Consider the following 14904-nt stretch of genomic DNA (forward strand, 5'->3'; position numbering starts at 1 on the left):
GAGTGGAGAGGTGACCACAGCTTCCGTCGAACACACCGTCCCGGGCTCGGCTCCGGACTTCGACCGCTGCTATCGCGCCCTCCAGGCACGGGATGCACGTTTCGACGGCCAGTTCTTCGTCACCGTCCGGACCACCGGGATCTACTGCCGTCCGTCGTGCCCCGCGCAGACGCCGCGACCACACAATGTCGCGTTCGTGCTGACCGCGGCCGCGGCCCAGCAACAGGGCTACCGTGCCTGCCGGCGATGTGCTCCCGACGCCGTCCCCGGTTCTCCGCTGTGGAATGTGAACGCCGACATGTCCGCCCGCGCGATGCGGCTGATCGCGGACGGGGTCGTCGAACGTGAGGGTGTCGGCGGTCTCGCGGCACGGCTGAAGTACTCACCCCGCCATCTCAACCGTGTCCTCACCGACCACCTGGGTGCCGGTCCGCTCGCGCTCGCCCGCGCGCACCGGGCCACCAACGCCCGGGTGCTCATCCAGTGCACGACGCTACCGATGTCCGACGTCGCCTTCGCCGCCGGCTTCGCCAGCATCCGGCAGTTCAATGACACGATCCGCGCCGTCTTCGGACTCACCCCGACCGAACTCCGGCGACTCCGCAACGGTCGCGACCGACCACACGCCGAAGCACCGTCGGCTCCGGGCAGTGTCAGCCTGCGCCTGCCGTTTCGCGCGCCCTACCGCTGGACGTGGATGCGCTGGTTTCTGTCCGCACACGCGGCAGCGGGGGTCGAGACCGTCATCGACGACTCCGACGCACCCCTCGGTTGGCGGTTCCGGCGTGTCATCAACCTCCCGCACGGCTCGGCGATCGCCGAGATCGAACCCCATGACGACCACGTCGGTGTCGTTCTCTCCCGACTCGACATGCGCGACCTCGGTGCTGCGGTGAACCGTCTGCGTCGGCTACTCGACCTCGATGCCGACATCACCGCCGCCGCGGAGACCCTCGCCGACGACCCGACTCTCCGCCTTGTCGTCGAGACCGCGCCCGGACTCCGCGTGCCGGGCAGTCTCGACCCCGCGGAGACGATCATCCGCACCATGCTGGGACAGCAGGTCAGTCTCGCGGCCGCACGACATCAGATCGACCGGCTCGTCGACGCGCTCGGCGAAGCGTTGCCCGACGGTGCCACCTCGGGCGCCGATCGGGTACCGAAGGCTTTTCCCACCTCGGCCGCCATCGCGGCCCACGGACGCGAAGTGTTGCGCGGACCGCGCCGCCGGATCGACGCCGTCATCGGGGTCGCCGAGGCGCTCGCCGAAGGTCGGGTGGAACCGCATGCCGGGGTCGATGCGTCTGACCTACGTGCGCAACTGATCGAGCTGCCCGGAATCGGCCCCTGGACCGCCGACATCGTCACCATGCGAGTGACGGGCGATCCCGACGTCCTGCTCGCGAACGACCTGGTCGTCGCCCGGGCCGCGGCCGACCTGGGACTCGATCTGCGCGACACACATCACTGGGCACCGTGGCGGTCGTACGCGACGATGCACCTGTGGCGACACCGCCTCGCCGGCGCCGGCGAGGACGTATGACGAGCGGACCCCAGATGACGCCTGATCCGATGACGCCCCATCCGACACCGATTCGACTCGAACCCCGACCCGACAGGAACGCCATGCCTGCACCGTCCCCCACCGTCACCGACGGACCGACCGCCCACACCACGGCCGCCGACGACCCCGTCACCCCCGGCACTGCCACCGCCGCCGGTTACGCCACCCTCGACACCCCGAACGGTCCGTTCACCGTGATCGCCGACGACTCGGAGCGCGTCCTCGCATCCGGGTGGACCGACGATCCCGCCTATCTCTCCGCACTCATCCACCGATCGTTGCGTCCGGAGTCACTGCAGCGTTCCGTGACGCTCGGGAGACTCACCGACGCGGTGTCGGCGTACTACGCGGGCGAGGTCGATGCGCCGTCCCGGGTCGAGGTGGTCCAGCTCTCCGGCGGCACCTTCCTGAACAAGGCGTGGGACGCGCTGCGTCTCGTCGAACCCGGGCGGCCGGTCACCTACACCGAGTTCGCCGAGCGCGCGGGCGAACCGGCCGCCATCCGCGCCGCGGCGACCGCGTGTGCGCGCAATGCCGCCGCACTCTTCGTGCCGTGCCACCGGGTCAAGCGCAGCGACGGAACGCTCGGTGGCTTCCGCTACGGACTGGACATCAAGAGGTGGCTGCTCGACTTCGAGGCACCAGCGGAGGACTGAGCCGGAGCTGCGGCGACGGCGTTTTGTCGGAGGCATCCGCCACCATCGGGGCATGATCGCTGCAGCCCTGTCACTCGTGTTCGGCGTCCTGCTCGGCATCGCGCTCGGGTGGTGGGCGCATGCCGCGCGCAGCGCCGGGGTGGTGGCGGCCGCCCGCTCCGAGGTGGAGATGCTGCGCGAGGGACGCAGCGAGGTGGCGTCGTCGTTGTCGTGGGCCACCGAGGATGCGGCACGGCGGCAGTCCACGGCGATCGGCAGCCAGGTGCAGCACATCGTGGAACCGCTACGCGCGACCCTCGCCCAGCTCTCCGACGAACTGCGTCGGGTCGAGTCCAATCGGATCGGCGCGTACGCCGGGCTCACCGAGCAGGTTCGCGGCATCCACGCGGCATCCGTCGCGCTCAACGACCAGACCCGGCAGCTCGCCAACGCACTGCACAGCTCCCACTCGCGCGGCCGCTGGGGCGAGGTGCAGCTCGAACGGGTCGTCGAACTCGCCGGGATGACCAAACACTGTGACTTCAGCACCCAGGTGTCGCTGCCGGACAAGACCAAGGCCGGCGCGACGGTCCGGCCCGACCTCGTCGTCCACCTCGCGGGCGGACGCGACATCGTCGTCGACGCCAAGGTGCCCCTCGAGGCGTATCTGCGTGCCGCCGAGTCCACCGAGGCCGCCGCCCGGGATCGTCTGATCGGCGAGCATGCCCGGGCGCTGCGCGCACACATCGCCCGGTTGTCCGCGAAGTCCTACTGGACGGCCTTCGAGAACACGCCGGAGATGGTGGTGCTGTTCCTCCCCGCCGACGCAGTCCTCGAAGCCGCCGTCCGCACCGATTCCGAGGTCCTCGAGTACGGCTTCGCACGCAATGTGGTGATCGCCACTCCGACGACCCTCATCGCGTTGCTCCGGACCGTCGCCCTCGGCTGGCGCCACGACGCGATGGCCCGCGACGCCGCGGTCATCCATGCCCTCGGCATGGAACTCCACCAACGGCTCGCCGGTGTACTCGGTCATCTGGGCTCGCTCGGCACATCGCTGCAGCGCACCGTCGACGCCTACAACTCGACGATCGGGTCGGTCGAGAGCCGGCTGGGCGTCACCGCACGACGACTGGCCGAACTCGACGCCCTGGGCGAGGTCGCCGAACCGCCGCGGCCCCGCGTGATCCACGACACCTGCAGGTCCGCCGAATCCGTCGCGACACCTGCGACGACATCGGCGGCCGCGTCCACGCCACGGTCCGGGGGTGGAGCGTTTTCCGCCGATGAACCGGTACCGTGACCATGTGCCTTCCCCGCAACGCCTACAGACGGCGGTACCCCTGGACCAGCAGTCCGTGCTGCCCGCGGTCCGCGGTCTGCCGTGGTGGGGTGCCGTTCTCCTGGCAACCGGGATCACGGCCCTCGGTGCGGCGATCGACGCCGGCAGCAACGATTCGCTCGGCGGGATCTACAAGTTCTGTTATCTCGTCGGCTGCGTCCTCGCTGCTCTGGCCGTGCGTCGCCGCGCACTGTTCACCGCTGCCGCCCAGCCGCCGCTGATCGCGTTCTTCGTCAGCATCGTCACGCTGTACGGCCTCAATTCCGAGCAGGCGTCGTCCGGTCTGAAGAGCCTGATCTTCAAGGTGCTGTTGCCGATCGCCGCGGATTTCCCCTGGATGCTGACGGTCTTCCTCGTCACCTTGGCCATGGTGCTCGTCCGATGGTTCCTGACCCGCGGCGACGACGACAAGAACTCCGGTGGTCGCGAGAAGCCGACGGGGTCCCGCGGTGCGTCGACTCGCGCGAGTCGAGACAAGAACGACCGCGCCAAGACCGGCGAGTCGACCGAGCGCGCGACGACGCATCGTCGGGCCAAGAGCAGCACGGCCCAGCAGGCCGGCCCCGGCCAGACCGCCAAGGCGCCGTCGAGCAAGTCGCGCCCCCAGCGCTCCCGTCCCGGCTCCGCCTCCGAACGCCCGGCCTCGTCGACGCGTACGGCGACCGTCGAACGGACCCAGCGGACCCCGGCAACCGCGCGCCCGACGGTGGCGGATCTCGCCGCACCCGACCTCACCCCGTCGGACGCACCGCTCTCGGGTCAGGCCGACACGCCTCGTACCGACCCCGCCCCGTCCGGTTTCCAGACGTACGAGTCGGCCACCGACGGCGGTCCGGCAGGCGTCGCCGACACCCGCTCCTGACGCGCGCCGAATCGCCACCTCCGGTCGCGCGCGCCAGGCGGTTTCAACCGGTCGTGACCAGCGGGGTCTCCGACGAGCGTCAGCCGCCGGCGTTGAGTTCGATCCAGTGCCCCAGCTTTCGGGCCGCGGCGTCGACCAGTTCGGGCCACTCCATCGCACCCTCGTCGGCGTTGTCGGTGACGGCCTTGACGAGCCGGCACGGGATCCCGAACTGCGCGCTCACATGGGCGACCGCGCATCCCTCCATGTCGACGAGATCGGCGTGGCGTGCCAGTTGGGCCCGCCGCACCGGGTCGGCGACGAAGGTGTCCCCCGAGGCCAGCACCGTTCCGTCACCGTCCGGGAGTTCCCAGCGGTCGGTCATCTCATAGCCCATGGCGCGTAGTTCGGCGCTGCTGATGTCGTGTTCGAGCACCGATGACGGGATGAACAGATCGCGTCCGGGACCGACGACTTCGTCCCGCAGCACCCCCGCGGTGCCGATGTTGATCACCTGCCGGACCGGTGCACCGGCGGCGAGCTCGCGACTCAACGCCATCGTCGCCCGGACCTTGCCGATCCCGGTGATGAGCAACCGTGAACCCGCCGGCAGATGCCGCGCCTCGGCGCGGGTCGCCGACACGATCAGAACACTTCCGGACACACCACTCCGCACATCGTCATCAGACACCGGGTGATTATCGCGTGCGTCATCTGCGCGCGAGCGCCGCGGACGCCCGAGCGGCCCGGCCCAGAGCGGTGCCGTAGCCGGGTCCGTGCCCGGCGGCGTGCACCGCGAGCGGGTGCAGTTGGTGGACCTCGACCCTGTCCTGCCAACCGGGCACCAAGGGGTGCGTCTCCTGATAGCCGTCGATGATCTCGTCGAGCAGCGGGCAGCCGAAGAGCGCGAGCATCGCGAGGTCGGTCTCCCGGTGACCCCCGTGTGCGGCGGGGTCTATCATCACGACGCCCTGGGAGGTCCAGAGCACGTTGCCGTTCCACAGATCGCCGTGGATGCGGGCCGCGGGTTCGTCGTCGTCGAACGCTCCGCTCGCGACCAGCTCGCAGGCGGCGCGAACGGCATCCTCGTCCTCAGCGGTCAGATTGCCGGCCTCCCGCGCCGGACGCAGATACGGCTCGACGCGTTCCCGCGCGTAGAACTCGCCCCACGAGTCGTATTCGATCGAACTGAGCGGGCGCCGGCCGATGAACAGCCGGCCGTCGAAACCCGCGGGCGGCGAACCGAACCGCGGGGCACCGGCGTCGTGCATGCCCGCCAGCGCAGCTCCGAAGGCCCGGGCGGCCTCGCGATCCGGACGCGTCGTGTCGAGGTACTCGAGTTCGATGGCGTCCTCGCTCACCGCGAGCACCTTCGCCACCGGTGCGCCGGAGTCGGCGAGCCAGCGCAACCCGGCGACCTCGGCCGCGAAGAAGTCCCGGTGACCGCCCGGCGGGCCGCTGCCCCGCAGCGTCTTACGGAAGACGCGGCTCACTGCGCCGAATGGTGGTCGCGTGCCCGCGCCTCGAGCGTCGTGCCGCTGACCCGCGCGAGCTTGTCGAAACGATCGTTGGCCACCCGCATCGCGATCTCGTAGGGCAGGGCGAACTTCCGCGCCCACCAGTATCCGAACCGTATGTCGAACGACGTGTAGACCATGAACCGATTCTTGCGGATCCCCTTGAGGATCGCCGCGGCCGCGGTCTCGGGTGACACCGCGACCTTGTGGAAGTTGTTGATGGCGGCCTTGACTCGCGGGTCGGCACGGTCGACGCCGACGATCTCGACGGTGTCGACCAGCGGGGTGTCCACACCGCCCGGACACACCAGCGACACCCCGATACCGTGACGCCGCAGATCGAACCGCAACACCTCGGAGACACCGCGGATCCCGAACTTGCTCGCGCTGTAGGCGGCGTGCCACGGCAGGGCGAGCAGCCCCGCGGCCGACGACACGTTGACGATGTGTCCGCCACTCCCCCGCCGGACCATCTGCGGCACAAAGCATTCGATGATGTGGATCGGGCCCATGAGATTGACGTCGACGAGCGATCGCCAATGGCGGTGCTCGAGATTCTCCACCGTGCCCCATGCCGAGATCCCGGCGATGTTCATCACGACGTCCATCACGCCGACCTCGGCGTCGACCTGCCGCGCGAAGTTGGCCACCCAGTCGTAGTCGGAGACGTCTCCGGCGAGGTGGTAGAGCACGGTTCCGTCGGCGCGGAGGATTCCGGCGACGACCTCGTCGAGCTGATCGGCGTGTAGGTCGGTCAGCACCAGTTCGGCACCCCGTGCGGCGGCTGCCTCGGCGGTCGCGCGTCCGATCCCGCTCGCCGCCCCGGTGATCAGTACCTTGCGTCCGCGCAACGACGGCACCGGAGTGTCCATCACCAGGAGATCTCGAATGCCCATGGGGCCGAGGTTAGCCGCCTGAGGCGGACGGGCTCAGCCGATCGGCAGCTTCCCGTCGAACAGGCCGTACAGAATCGTGAGCATCGCCTTGAGGACCTGCGCCGACACATCCTGTCCCTGTGTGGCCAGCAACTGGACGACGGCCTCGGGCTCCTCGGTGGCGAGCAGCTGCTGCACGAACGGGATCACCGCGGACAGCCCGCTGGCGTCGTCGGCCGGCGGCACCGAGGGTGCGGGTCCGGCGCCGGTGGCCGCATTGCCGTTGACGTATTTCAGGATGCCGTCGGTGATGGCCGTCGCGTACTTCAGCTGGCCATCGCGTCCGGCCAGGGCGGCCGCCTCGGCCGGGTTGGACAGGTTGCCCATCTCGATGAAGACGGCCGGGACCTTGGTCAGGTTGACCGCGGCGATGTCCGGACGCGTCTGGATGCCGTTGTTCACCCCCGCGTAGTTGGCCGACGGGAAGCCGGCAGCGATGAAGGAATCGCGCATGACGGTCGACGCCTTGCGCCCCTCACCCGACTGCACGCGGTTCACGGTGGCGTCCGGGATCGGCAGCGACGGCACGATCATGTGGAAGCCCTTCTTGGCGCCGTCCGCTCCCCGGCTCGTCGAATCGGCGTGCAGGCTGACCGCGACCGCTGCGCCGGACCGGCTCGCCGCGGCGGCACGCTCGTCGACGCAGCCACCCCACCCGAGGTCGTCGGGCCGGCTCAGCACCACCCGGGCGCCCTGGCTTTCCAGGCCGGCCTTGACCAGCTGGGTGATCTGCCAGTTGACGGTGTGCTCCTCGGCCCCGTTCACCCCCGTGGCCCCGGTGGTCTGGCAGTCCTTCTTGCCGCCGCGCCCGTCGGACACCTGCGCGCTGAGGCTCCGACCGGCAGCACTCGCCTGGTGCCCCGGGTCCAGGAAGATCGTCTTCCCCGCGAGCGCGGTCCCACGGGCCGGCACGGCCTGTGCAGGCGCCACCACCAGGTTCGACGCCATCACGGTCGACGCCATTGCCGTCACGGCGAAGGCGGTCGTCAACATGCGCTTCTTCATCATCTTCTGGAACATCGGCGTTTCGAGGCGGCGACCGCGCGTCTCAGCTCCGGTCATTCGCCTCACTCCTCCCGTTAGGCACCATTGGTCACACTGGTCACAGACTTAACAGTGAAACAGGGCGAGCGGAGTTTGCGAAATGCGCTACCTGGGCGTTCCGGATTTCGTTAGCCGAATGTGACATCCGGACCGGCGTGTCGCATGATCCGCGCCACACGTGTCGCGGGTATCGCGCTCAGTCGGGCACGTGGCGCAGGACACCGAGAATGCCGTGCTCGTCCTCCGCATCCTCCGGACGCGCGATCGCGGCCTGCAACTCGGCGTTGACGGCCTCGGCGTCGAGACCGCGACCGATCGCGACCAGTTCGGTCGACGGCGTCCGCGGCGCCCACGACTCACGGCTCACCCGGACGAACCCGCCCACAGCGTGTACGACGAACTTCTGCCGATACCGCGGCCGGTCGAAGTGCACGATGCCCTTGATCCGGAAGCATCCGCTCGGCGGTCGCTCCAGGAACCGCGCGAGCCGACGCGGGTCGAGCGGTTCATCGCTCCGAAAGGTGATCGCCTCGTACCCGGCGTGCAGGTGGTCGTGACCGGAATGGTCGTGTTCCTCGAGCAACAGCTCGTCGAGGGTGAGCTGTCCGCTTCGCGGTTCGTCGGTCCCGGCCGACTCGTCGATGTCGAACAACAGCGCCGGGTCGATCCGGGCCTCCTGGGTCACCATCGCCGCTACGGTCGGGTTCAGCTGCGCGACAATCTCTTCGACGGTTCGCAGGTCCGCGCCGGTGATCAGGTCGGACTTGTTGACCAGAATGAGATCGGCTATCGCCATGTGCGCGTCGACCTCTGGGTGTTCCTCGCGCAGCGCGTGGATGTGCGCGGCGTCGACCACGTAGACCAGACCGCCATAACGAAGCCGCGGATCCGTCACCGCGGTGACCATCCGGATGAGTGATCTCGGTTCGGCTATCCCGCTGGCCTCGATCACGATCGCGTCGATCTTCGCGCTCGGGCGGACCAGGGAGGTCAGCGCGTCGGCGAGACCGTCAGCGTCGACCGTGCAGCACATACATCCGTTGCTCAGGCTCACCGCACCGTCGGCCTGGGCGGACACCAGCAGTGCATCGATGTTGACCGATCCGAAGTCGTTGACCAGGACGCCCAGTCTCGTACCGGTGGCTCCCGCGGTGCGCAGCAGATGGTTGAGCAGGGTCGTCTTGCCGGACCCGAGGAAACCGGCGACCACGATCACCGGCACCGGCGGCCGGGCCGTCCGGGACGTGCTCAGGCCAGACATGCCGGGCAGATCACGGCGAGGTCCCGACCCTCGCGGTCGGGATGATTCGCGACGTTGTTCGTCGAACCCCCGCATTCGACGCATTGTCCGAGCACCTCGGCGCGATCGGAGAACTCCGTGCTCATGCGGTTGTCGAAGACGTAGAGAGATCCTTTCCAGAGCCCTCCGTCGCGGTACCGCTCGCCGTATCGCACGATGCCGCCGTCGAGCTGATAGACCTCGTTGAATCCACGGCTGCGCATGACCGTGCTGAGGACCTCACACCGGACGCCCCCGGTGCAGTAGGTGACCACCGGACGGTCTTTGAGGTGGTCGTAGGCACCGCTCTCGATCAGTGGGATGAAGTCGCGCGTGGTCTGCGCCTTGGTGACCACCGCCCCGTCGAACCGCCCGACCTGCGCCTCGATCTCGTTGCGGCCGTCGAAGAAGACGACCTCGTCACCGCGTTCGTCGACGAGTCGGTGGACCTCTTCGGGCGTCAGCCGGACACCGCCTCCGACCACCCCGTTCTCGTCGACGACGATCTCGTCGGGAACCCCGAAGGTCACGATCTCCGGGCGCACCTTCACACTCAGGCGGGGGAAATCGTCGCCGGCGCCGTCCGACCATTTGATGTCGGCATCGGCGAACCCGGGGTAGGAACGGGTGGTCCTGACGTAGCGTTTGACCGCGGCGATGTCGCCACCGACGGTGCTGTTGATTCCGTGTCGTGACACGATGATCCTGCCCCGCAGCCCGAGCGACTCGCACACCGACAGCTGCCACAGCCGAATGGCTTCCGGATCGGGCAGCGGGACGAAGACGTAGAACAGAACGATCTTGGGGGTCGACACAATGCAAGGGTACGGAAATCGACCACGGCGGCCCGTACCCGTCCCACGTCCGCGGCCGACTCACTTCGGCCGTGTGATCTGCGCGTCATTCGCAACCGTGACGGTCGCGGCAATCGTGACGATCACGGGTTGCTCGTTGCCCACCGACACCACGCCGTCACGAATCGTCATTCCACCGACCGACGAACTGTCCACCCTCACCGAGGTCGAGTCGTCGTCGACGACGTCCACCACCGGTGAGGACACGGCACAGAATCTTCCCGATTGGACAATCGGCCGAGTGGTCGCATTGGCCCCACGAGTCGACAATTCGCGCTTTCATCAGGGTTCGGTGACCGCGGATTCACCGTTACAGGACTCGTCCGGCTTCCATTTCTCCACACCCGATCGATCAGTCAATTGCTCGACCGGCACCAACGGACGGTCGTCGCTGGTCTGCCGTATCAACGACGGGGCCGACTCCGGACCTTCGAGGCGGCGCGAGGCTCCGTCCACGGCGTCGGCATCCTGCGACTGGGCGCCCGATTACGCAATCCTCAGTTCGGACGGTCCGCAACATGGTGCGTGCGCCAATCGCTATCCGGTTCTCTATCGCTCTTCAATAGTCGACTTCGGGCACACAATTTCCATTTCGCGATTCTCTTGCCTCATCGAGACGATTGGCATGTTCTGTCTCGAATCGCGTTCGAAATCCGGATTCTCGGTGACCGACGGTGGTTACCGAACCATCTACGCAGCCGATCGCGCACCCGAAGATCTGGTGGCACTCTCCCCTGAAGAAACGGGCGAATCCGCTCGGAGTGCGACGACCATCACGCCCACAACTCGGACATCACGGACGACAACTCGGACCGAGACACACCGAACGCGATCATCGAACAGCAGTATTGCGCCTAATCCCTAATAATCTGGCGTCCCGGCTTCCCTGAGGCCTTTCGATACTTTATGGTCTAAGCGGGGGGGTTCTCAGCGGCTACTCATAGTTTGGGTCTAAGCTGTGTACCGATGAAAAGATCAAACCGGGTGGATAAGGTTTAATAGACCTCCCACGACCGTCTTGGTCGCATGACACAAATCGAGGGGAAAGCGTTTCATGGCGAAGAAGGAAATCGTTCAGGTCATCGACGATCTCGACGGCAAGGTTTTGGATCAGTACGAAACTGTTCGGTGGTCACTCGACGGTAAGAATTACGAGTTCGACACTTCATCGAAGCACGCTCAGCAATTCCGTGATTCGCTCGCGAAATACCTCGACATTTCGCGTCAGACCGGCCGGGTCACCAAGCGCGCGACGGCCTCCACCGCCGCTGCCGGCGGCGGACGCAACAAGGAGACCACCAAGGCGATCCGCGAGTGGGCCATCCGCGAGGGCTACGAACTCAGCGACCGCGGCCGCATCCCGCAGAGCATCATCGAGGCCTTCGAGGCCGCACACTGACCGGTCACGCGTGAGGAATTCCTCGGCGACCCGATCGGCCGCCCGGCTGCATCTTCTGCGCCGGGCGGTACTCGTCTCCGACCCGGTGCACGTGTGAAGCCGCTCGAACCGCTGACCCCTCCGGTCGACCCGGTAGAGGCGCTGACCCGCATCTCCTGGCTTCTCGAACAGCGACGAGAGAGCACGTACCGGGTGGAGGCGTTCCGACGAGCCGCCCAGGCCGCGGCACGACTCTCCGCCGACGACCTGCGCGACCGGGCATCGGGCCGATCCCTCACCACGGTGAAGGGCATCGGGAAGACCACCGCGGACGTCATCGGACAGGCCGTCGACGGCCGGGTCCCCGACTATCTCGCCCGGCTTCAGGACGAGGATCCGCCGTTCCCGCCGGAGGGCGCCGACGATCTGGTCACCGCCGTCGTCGGGGACCTCCACGCACACACCGAGTGGAGCGACGGCGGCGCCCCCATCACCGAGATGGCCTCTGCCGCACGGGCCCTGGGCCACGATTGGCTGGCGATCACCGACCACTCGCCGCGCCTGACGGTCGCCAACGGGTTGAGTGCCGAACGACTGGCCTCCCAGATCGAAGCCATCGACGAGTGGAACAGCTTGCACGGCAATGGTTTTCGACTTCTCCGGGGAATCGAGATCGACATCCTCGACGACGGCGCGCTCGATCAGTCGGACGAGATGATCGAACGCCTCGACACCGTGACCGCCTCCGTCCACTCACACCTGCGGATGGACCACGACGCGATGACGACCCGGCTCGTCAACGCCGTGTCCGACCCTCGCGTCCATGTCCTGGGGCACTGCACCGGCCGCCGGGTGCTCAGCGGACGCGGCCACCGACCGCCGTCGACCTTCGACGCTCGCGCGGTCTTCGAGGCGTGCGCCGCGAACGACACGATCGTGGAGATCAACTCACGACCCGAACGCGTGGATCCGCCCGACGAGCTGATCGAGATCGCCCTCGAAGCCGGCTGTCTGTTCGCGATCGATTCCGACGCGCACGCGCCCGGCCAGCTCGAGTTCAAGGTCCTGGGTGCGCGTCGTGCCGTGGAGCACGACATCGACCCGGACCGGATCGTCACGACGTGGTCGTCGGATCGGTTGCTGGAGTGGATCTCCCGATGAGCCTGGCGGCCAGCGGGAACAGCAGGACCGTCGTCGCGCCGGCGGCCACCAGTGTGGAGGCGAGCGCGGCGGAGATCAGTTCCGAGGACACCGCGACCTCGGTGACGGCCACGATGATCGGCAATCCGGTCACGGCGAACAGCGCCAGCTGACCACGCTCGCGCGGGTGTCTCAGGAAGTGCCCGTCGTCGAGGAAACGGGCGCTGAACCAGACGGGACCGCCGCGGGCGATCGCGATGGCCAGCACCAGCACGACCCACGTCCCGGGCTTGGACGCGACCGCGGACACGTCGATGTTCATACCCGAGGTGACGAAGAAGATCGGGATCAGGACTCCGAACCCGATGACCTCCAACGACCTACCGACATGCGGGTGTTCGGGTCCGATGAGCCGGCGCAGGATCAATCCGGCCGCGAAGGCGCCCAGCACGACGTCGAGGTCGAAGACCGCGGCCACCGTCATGAGTGACACGAGCAGCAGCACCACCACGCGCACCGGCAACTGCACGGTTCCGCCGGCCATCTCACCGATCGCCGTCCCGATGCCGGGGATGCGCGCGAGGATGTGCTGCGGGGCAACCGCGATCAGCAGAGCGGCCAGCACGAAGAGCACCAGTACGATCACCGCACCGCCGAAACTCCGGCTGGTGAGCAGCAGCGACATCGCGAGCACCGGGCCGAGCTCGCCGACCGCCCCGTGCGCCATGACCGCACGTCCCAGGCGGGTGCCGTCGAGACCGGCTTGTTTGAGGATGGGCAGCAGGGTGCCGAGCGCCGTCGAGGTGAGGGTGATCGCGATCGCGATGTGGGCGGTGAAGCCGGCCTCACCCAGACCCAGCGCGAGAACCGTGGCGACCAGGGCCACCGACCCCCAGGCGATGAGGAGACTCACCAACCAGGACAGCTGCGCGACGCGACCAGGCCTGCCGCTCAACAGCTTCGGGTCGAGTTCGTAACCGGCCAGGAGGAACAGCATGCCCAGGCCGAGCTGGCTGAGCATGTCGATGCCCGTGCGGTCGGCCCAGTCCAGCGCGTGCGGGCCGATCACGATCCCGAGCACCAGCAGCAGCACGGCGTCGGGAACGTAGCCGCGGGACAGCCTCGACAACAGCGGCGACACCGCCGCGATGAGCACGATCCAGAACAGCGACACGATCACTGAGGTGTCCGTGGACGCGGACTCGGCGAGAATCATGCGAAACATCGTGGCATGACGCCACCGCCGTCATGCCAGCGCGTCGACCCTCTCCCGGATCGCGGGGAGAACGCCCTCGGCGAACCAGTGGGCCTCCTCGACGTGCGGGTAGCCCGACAGGATGAAGTGCTCGAAACCCTGCGCCTCGTATTCACGGATCAGCGACGCGACGTCGTCGTAGCTGCCCACGAGCGCGGTGCCCGCTCCCCCGCGGATCAGTCCGACACCCGCCCAGAGTCCCGGATGGATCTCGAGAGCATCGCGCCGCCCGCCGTGGAGCTCGGCCATCCGACGCTGGCCCGTCGAATCCGAACCCGAGTGCAACGCGAAGGCGGTCGAGATCTCCTCGTCGGTGATCCCCTGCAGCAGCGTGTCGGCGACTCGCCACGCCTCCTCGGACGTCTCCCGCGCGATGACGTGCAGGCGCACACCGTATTCCAGGATCCGTCCCACCGCGGCGGCTCGTCGTGCGACCTCGGCGATCTTCGCCCCTGCCACTGCCGGGGGTTCACCCCAGGTCAGGTACACCTCGGCGCGAGCCGCGGCGACGGTCAGCGCCGGGTCCGACGAGCCGCCGAAGTACACCCGCGGCTTCGTCTCGGGCGGGTCCGGCAGGAACGCCCCGGCGATCTTGTAGAACTCGCCGTCGAAGTCGACCGTCTCCCCCGTCCACAGCCGCTCGACGATCTGCAGGAACTCGTCGGTGCGCGCATACCGGCGGTCGTGGTCGACCCAGTCGCCGAACCGGCGCTGTTCGACCTCGTCGCCACCGGTCACGATGTTCACCGCCACCCGGCCGCCGGAGAATCGCTGCAGCGTGGCGGCCTGTTGTGCCGCCAGGGTCGGCGAGATGAGTCCGGGGCGGAAGGCGACCAGGAACGAGAGTCGTTCGGTGTGGGTGATCGCCGCGGCGGTGGTGAGCCAGGCGTCCTCGCACCAGGTTCCGGTCGGGGTCAGCACGCTCTCGTAGCCGAGTCGGTCCGCGGTGCGCGCGACGTCGATCAGATACGGCAACTCCGGCGCGCGGTATCCCGGCGGGTGCCGCTTGGTGGCCGAGGCGTGCGACGCCCCGACGATCCCGCGGCTGTCACCGGCGGTGGGCAGGAACCAGTGGAAATGGCTCATCGATCAGACTTCCCTTCCATTCGGGTGGGTCGTG

Annotated in this window: 15 protein-coding genes; 6 read left to right on the forward strand and 9 right to left on the reverse strand. The window is 68.0% G+C overall.

The genetic code is table 11. From position 1 onward, the window contains the following. The first annotated feature begins 10 nt into the window (after positions 1 to 10). From IHQ52_RS20400 to IHQ52_RS20415, 4 genes are all read left to right on the forward strand, one after another. Positions 11 to 1543: a DNA-3-methyladenine glycosylase 2 family protein gene (locus tag IHQ52_RS20400; protein WP_159405329.1), complete on the forward strand. Its 1533-nt coding sequence runs from the start codon at positions 11 to 13 to the stop codon at positions 1541 to 1543. Positions 1544 to 1626: 83 nt separating this feature from the next. Beyond that, positions 1627 to 2220, forward strand: coding sequence for a methylated-DNA--[protein]-cysteine S-methyltransferase (locus IHQ52_RS20405; RefSeq protein ID WP_006435916.1), 594 nt, complete (start codon positions 1627 to 1629; stop codon positions 2218 to 2220). Between the two features lie 52 nt (positions 2221 to 2272). Continuing rightward, positions 2273 to 3502, forward strand: coding sequence for a DNA recombination protein RmuC (locus tag IHQ52_RS20410; protein ID WP_006435915.1), 1230 nt, complete (start codon positions 2273 to 2275; stop codon positions 3500 to 3502). A 4-nt stretch (positions 3503 to 3506) separates the two neighbouring features. Beyond that, complete coding sequence (locus IHQ52_RS20415) at positions 3507 to 4403, forward strand: DUF6542 domain-containing protein (RefSeq protein ID WP_040004678.1); 897 nt, start codon at positions 3507 to 3509, stop codon at positions 4401 to 4403. A gap of 79 nt (positions 4404 to 4482) precedes the next feature. Here IHQ52_RS20415 and IHQ52_RS20420 read toward each other — a convergent pair whose 3' ends face one another. The 7 genes from IHQ52_RS20420 to IHQ52_RS20450 all read right to left on the reverse strand — a co-directional run bounded on the left by IHQ52_RS20420 (position 4483) and on the right by IHQ52_RS20450 (position 10218). After that, entirely contained in the window at positions 4483 to 5046 is a 564-nt protein-coding gene (locus tag IHQ52_RS20420; RefSeq protein ID WP_006435913.1) for a nucleosidase, read from the reverse strand. Positions 5047 to 5092: 46 nt separating this feature from the next. After that, a complete protein-coding gene (locus IHQ52_RS20425) occupies positions 5093 to 5875 on the reverse strand; it encodes a fructosamine kinase family protein (protein ID WP_096274332.1) in 783 nt (260 codons plus the stop codon). Continuing rightward, positions 5872 to 6795 carry an SDR family oxidoreductase gene (locus tag IHQ52_RS20430; RefSeq protein WP_096274334.1) on the reverse strand — a complete coding sequence of 308 codons (924 nt, stop codon included), beginning with the start codon at positions 6793 to 6795 and terminating at the stop codon, positions 5872 to 5874. Before IHQ52_RS20430 ends, IHQ52_RS20425 begins: the two co-directional genes overlap by 4 nt. 33 nt (positions 6796 to 6828) lie before the next feature. Further along, positions 6829 to 7854, reverse strand: a complete 1026-nt coding sequence (locus IHQ52_RS20435) for an N-acetylmuramoyl-L-alanine amidase (protein WP_096274336.1) — start codon at positions 7852 to 7854, stop codon at positions 6829 to 6831. Positions 7855 to 8074: 220 nt separating this feature from the next. Continuing rightward, a complete protein-coding gene (locus IHQ52_RS20440; RefSeq protein ID WP_096274338.1) occupies positions 8075 to 9139 on the reverse strand; it encodes a CobW family GTP-binding protein in 1065 nt (354 codons plus the stop codon). Beyond that, positions 9127 to 9972 (reverse strand): oxygen-dependent tRNA uridine(34) hydroxylase TrhO, encoded by an 846-nt coding sequence (trhO, locus tag IHQ52_RS20445; RefSeq protein ID WP_096274340.1) that lies wholly within the window; start codon positions 9970 to 9972, stop codon positions 9127 to 9129. Before trhO ends, IHQ52_RS20440 begins: the two co-directional genes overlap by 13 nt. 60 nt (positions 9973 to 10032) lie before the next feature. Continuing rightward, positions 10033 to 10218, reverse strand: a complete 186-nt coding sequence (locus tag IHQ52_RS20450) for a hypothetical protein (RefSeq protein ID WP_006435907.1) — start codon at positions 10216 to 10218, stop codon at positions 10033 to 10035. An 847-nt stretch (positions 10219 to 11065) separates the two neighbouring features. Between IHQ52_RS20450 and IHQ52_RS20455 the strand changes: the two genes are divergently transcribed. Together IHQ52_RS20455 and IHQ52_RS20460 are read left to right on the forward strand one after the other, a co-directional pair. Continuing rightward, positions 11066 to 11410 (forward strand): histone-like nucleoid-structuring protein Lsr2, encoded by a 345-nt coding sequence (locus IHQ52_RS20455; protein ID WP_096274344.1) that lies wholly within the window; start codon positions 11066 to 11068, stop codon positions 11408 to 11410. 93 nt (positions 11411 to 11503) lie between these two features. Beyond that, positions 11504 to 12550, forward strand: a complete 1047-nt coding sequence (locus IHQ52_RS20460) for a PHP domain-containing protein (protein ID WP_006435905.1) — start codon at positions 11504 to 11506, stop codon at positions 12548 to 12550. Here IHQ52_RS20460 and IHQ52_RS20465 read toward each other — a convergent pair. Next, on the reverse strand, positions 12504 to 13745 hold the full coding sequence (locus IHQ52_RS20465; RefSeq protein ID WP_238063870.1) for a cation:proton antiporter: 1242 nt from the start codon (positions 13743 to 13745) through the stop codon (positions 12504 to 12506). The genes IHQ52_RS20460 and IHQ52_RS20465 overlap by 47 nt on opposite strands. 30 nt (positions 13746 to 13775) lie before the next feature. Beyond that, on the reverse strand, positions 13776 to 14870 hold the full coding sequence (locus tag IHQ52_RS20470) for an LLM class flavin-dependent oxidoreductase (RefSeq protein ID WP_024498244.1): 1095 nt from the start codon (positions 14868 to 14870) through the stop codon (positions 13776 to 13778). Positions 14871 to 14904: the final 34 nt, after the last annotated feature.

It is taken from the genome of Gordonia amicalis (genome assembly GCF_022059885.1).
GTDB lineage: Bacteria > Actinomycetota > Actinomycetes > Mycobacteriales > Mycobacteriaceae > Gordonia > Gordonia amicalis.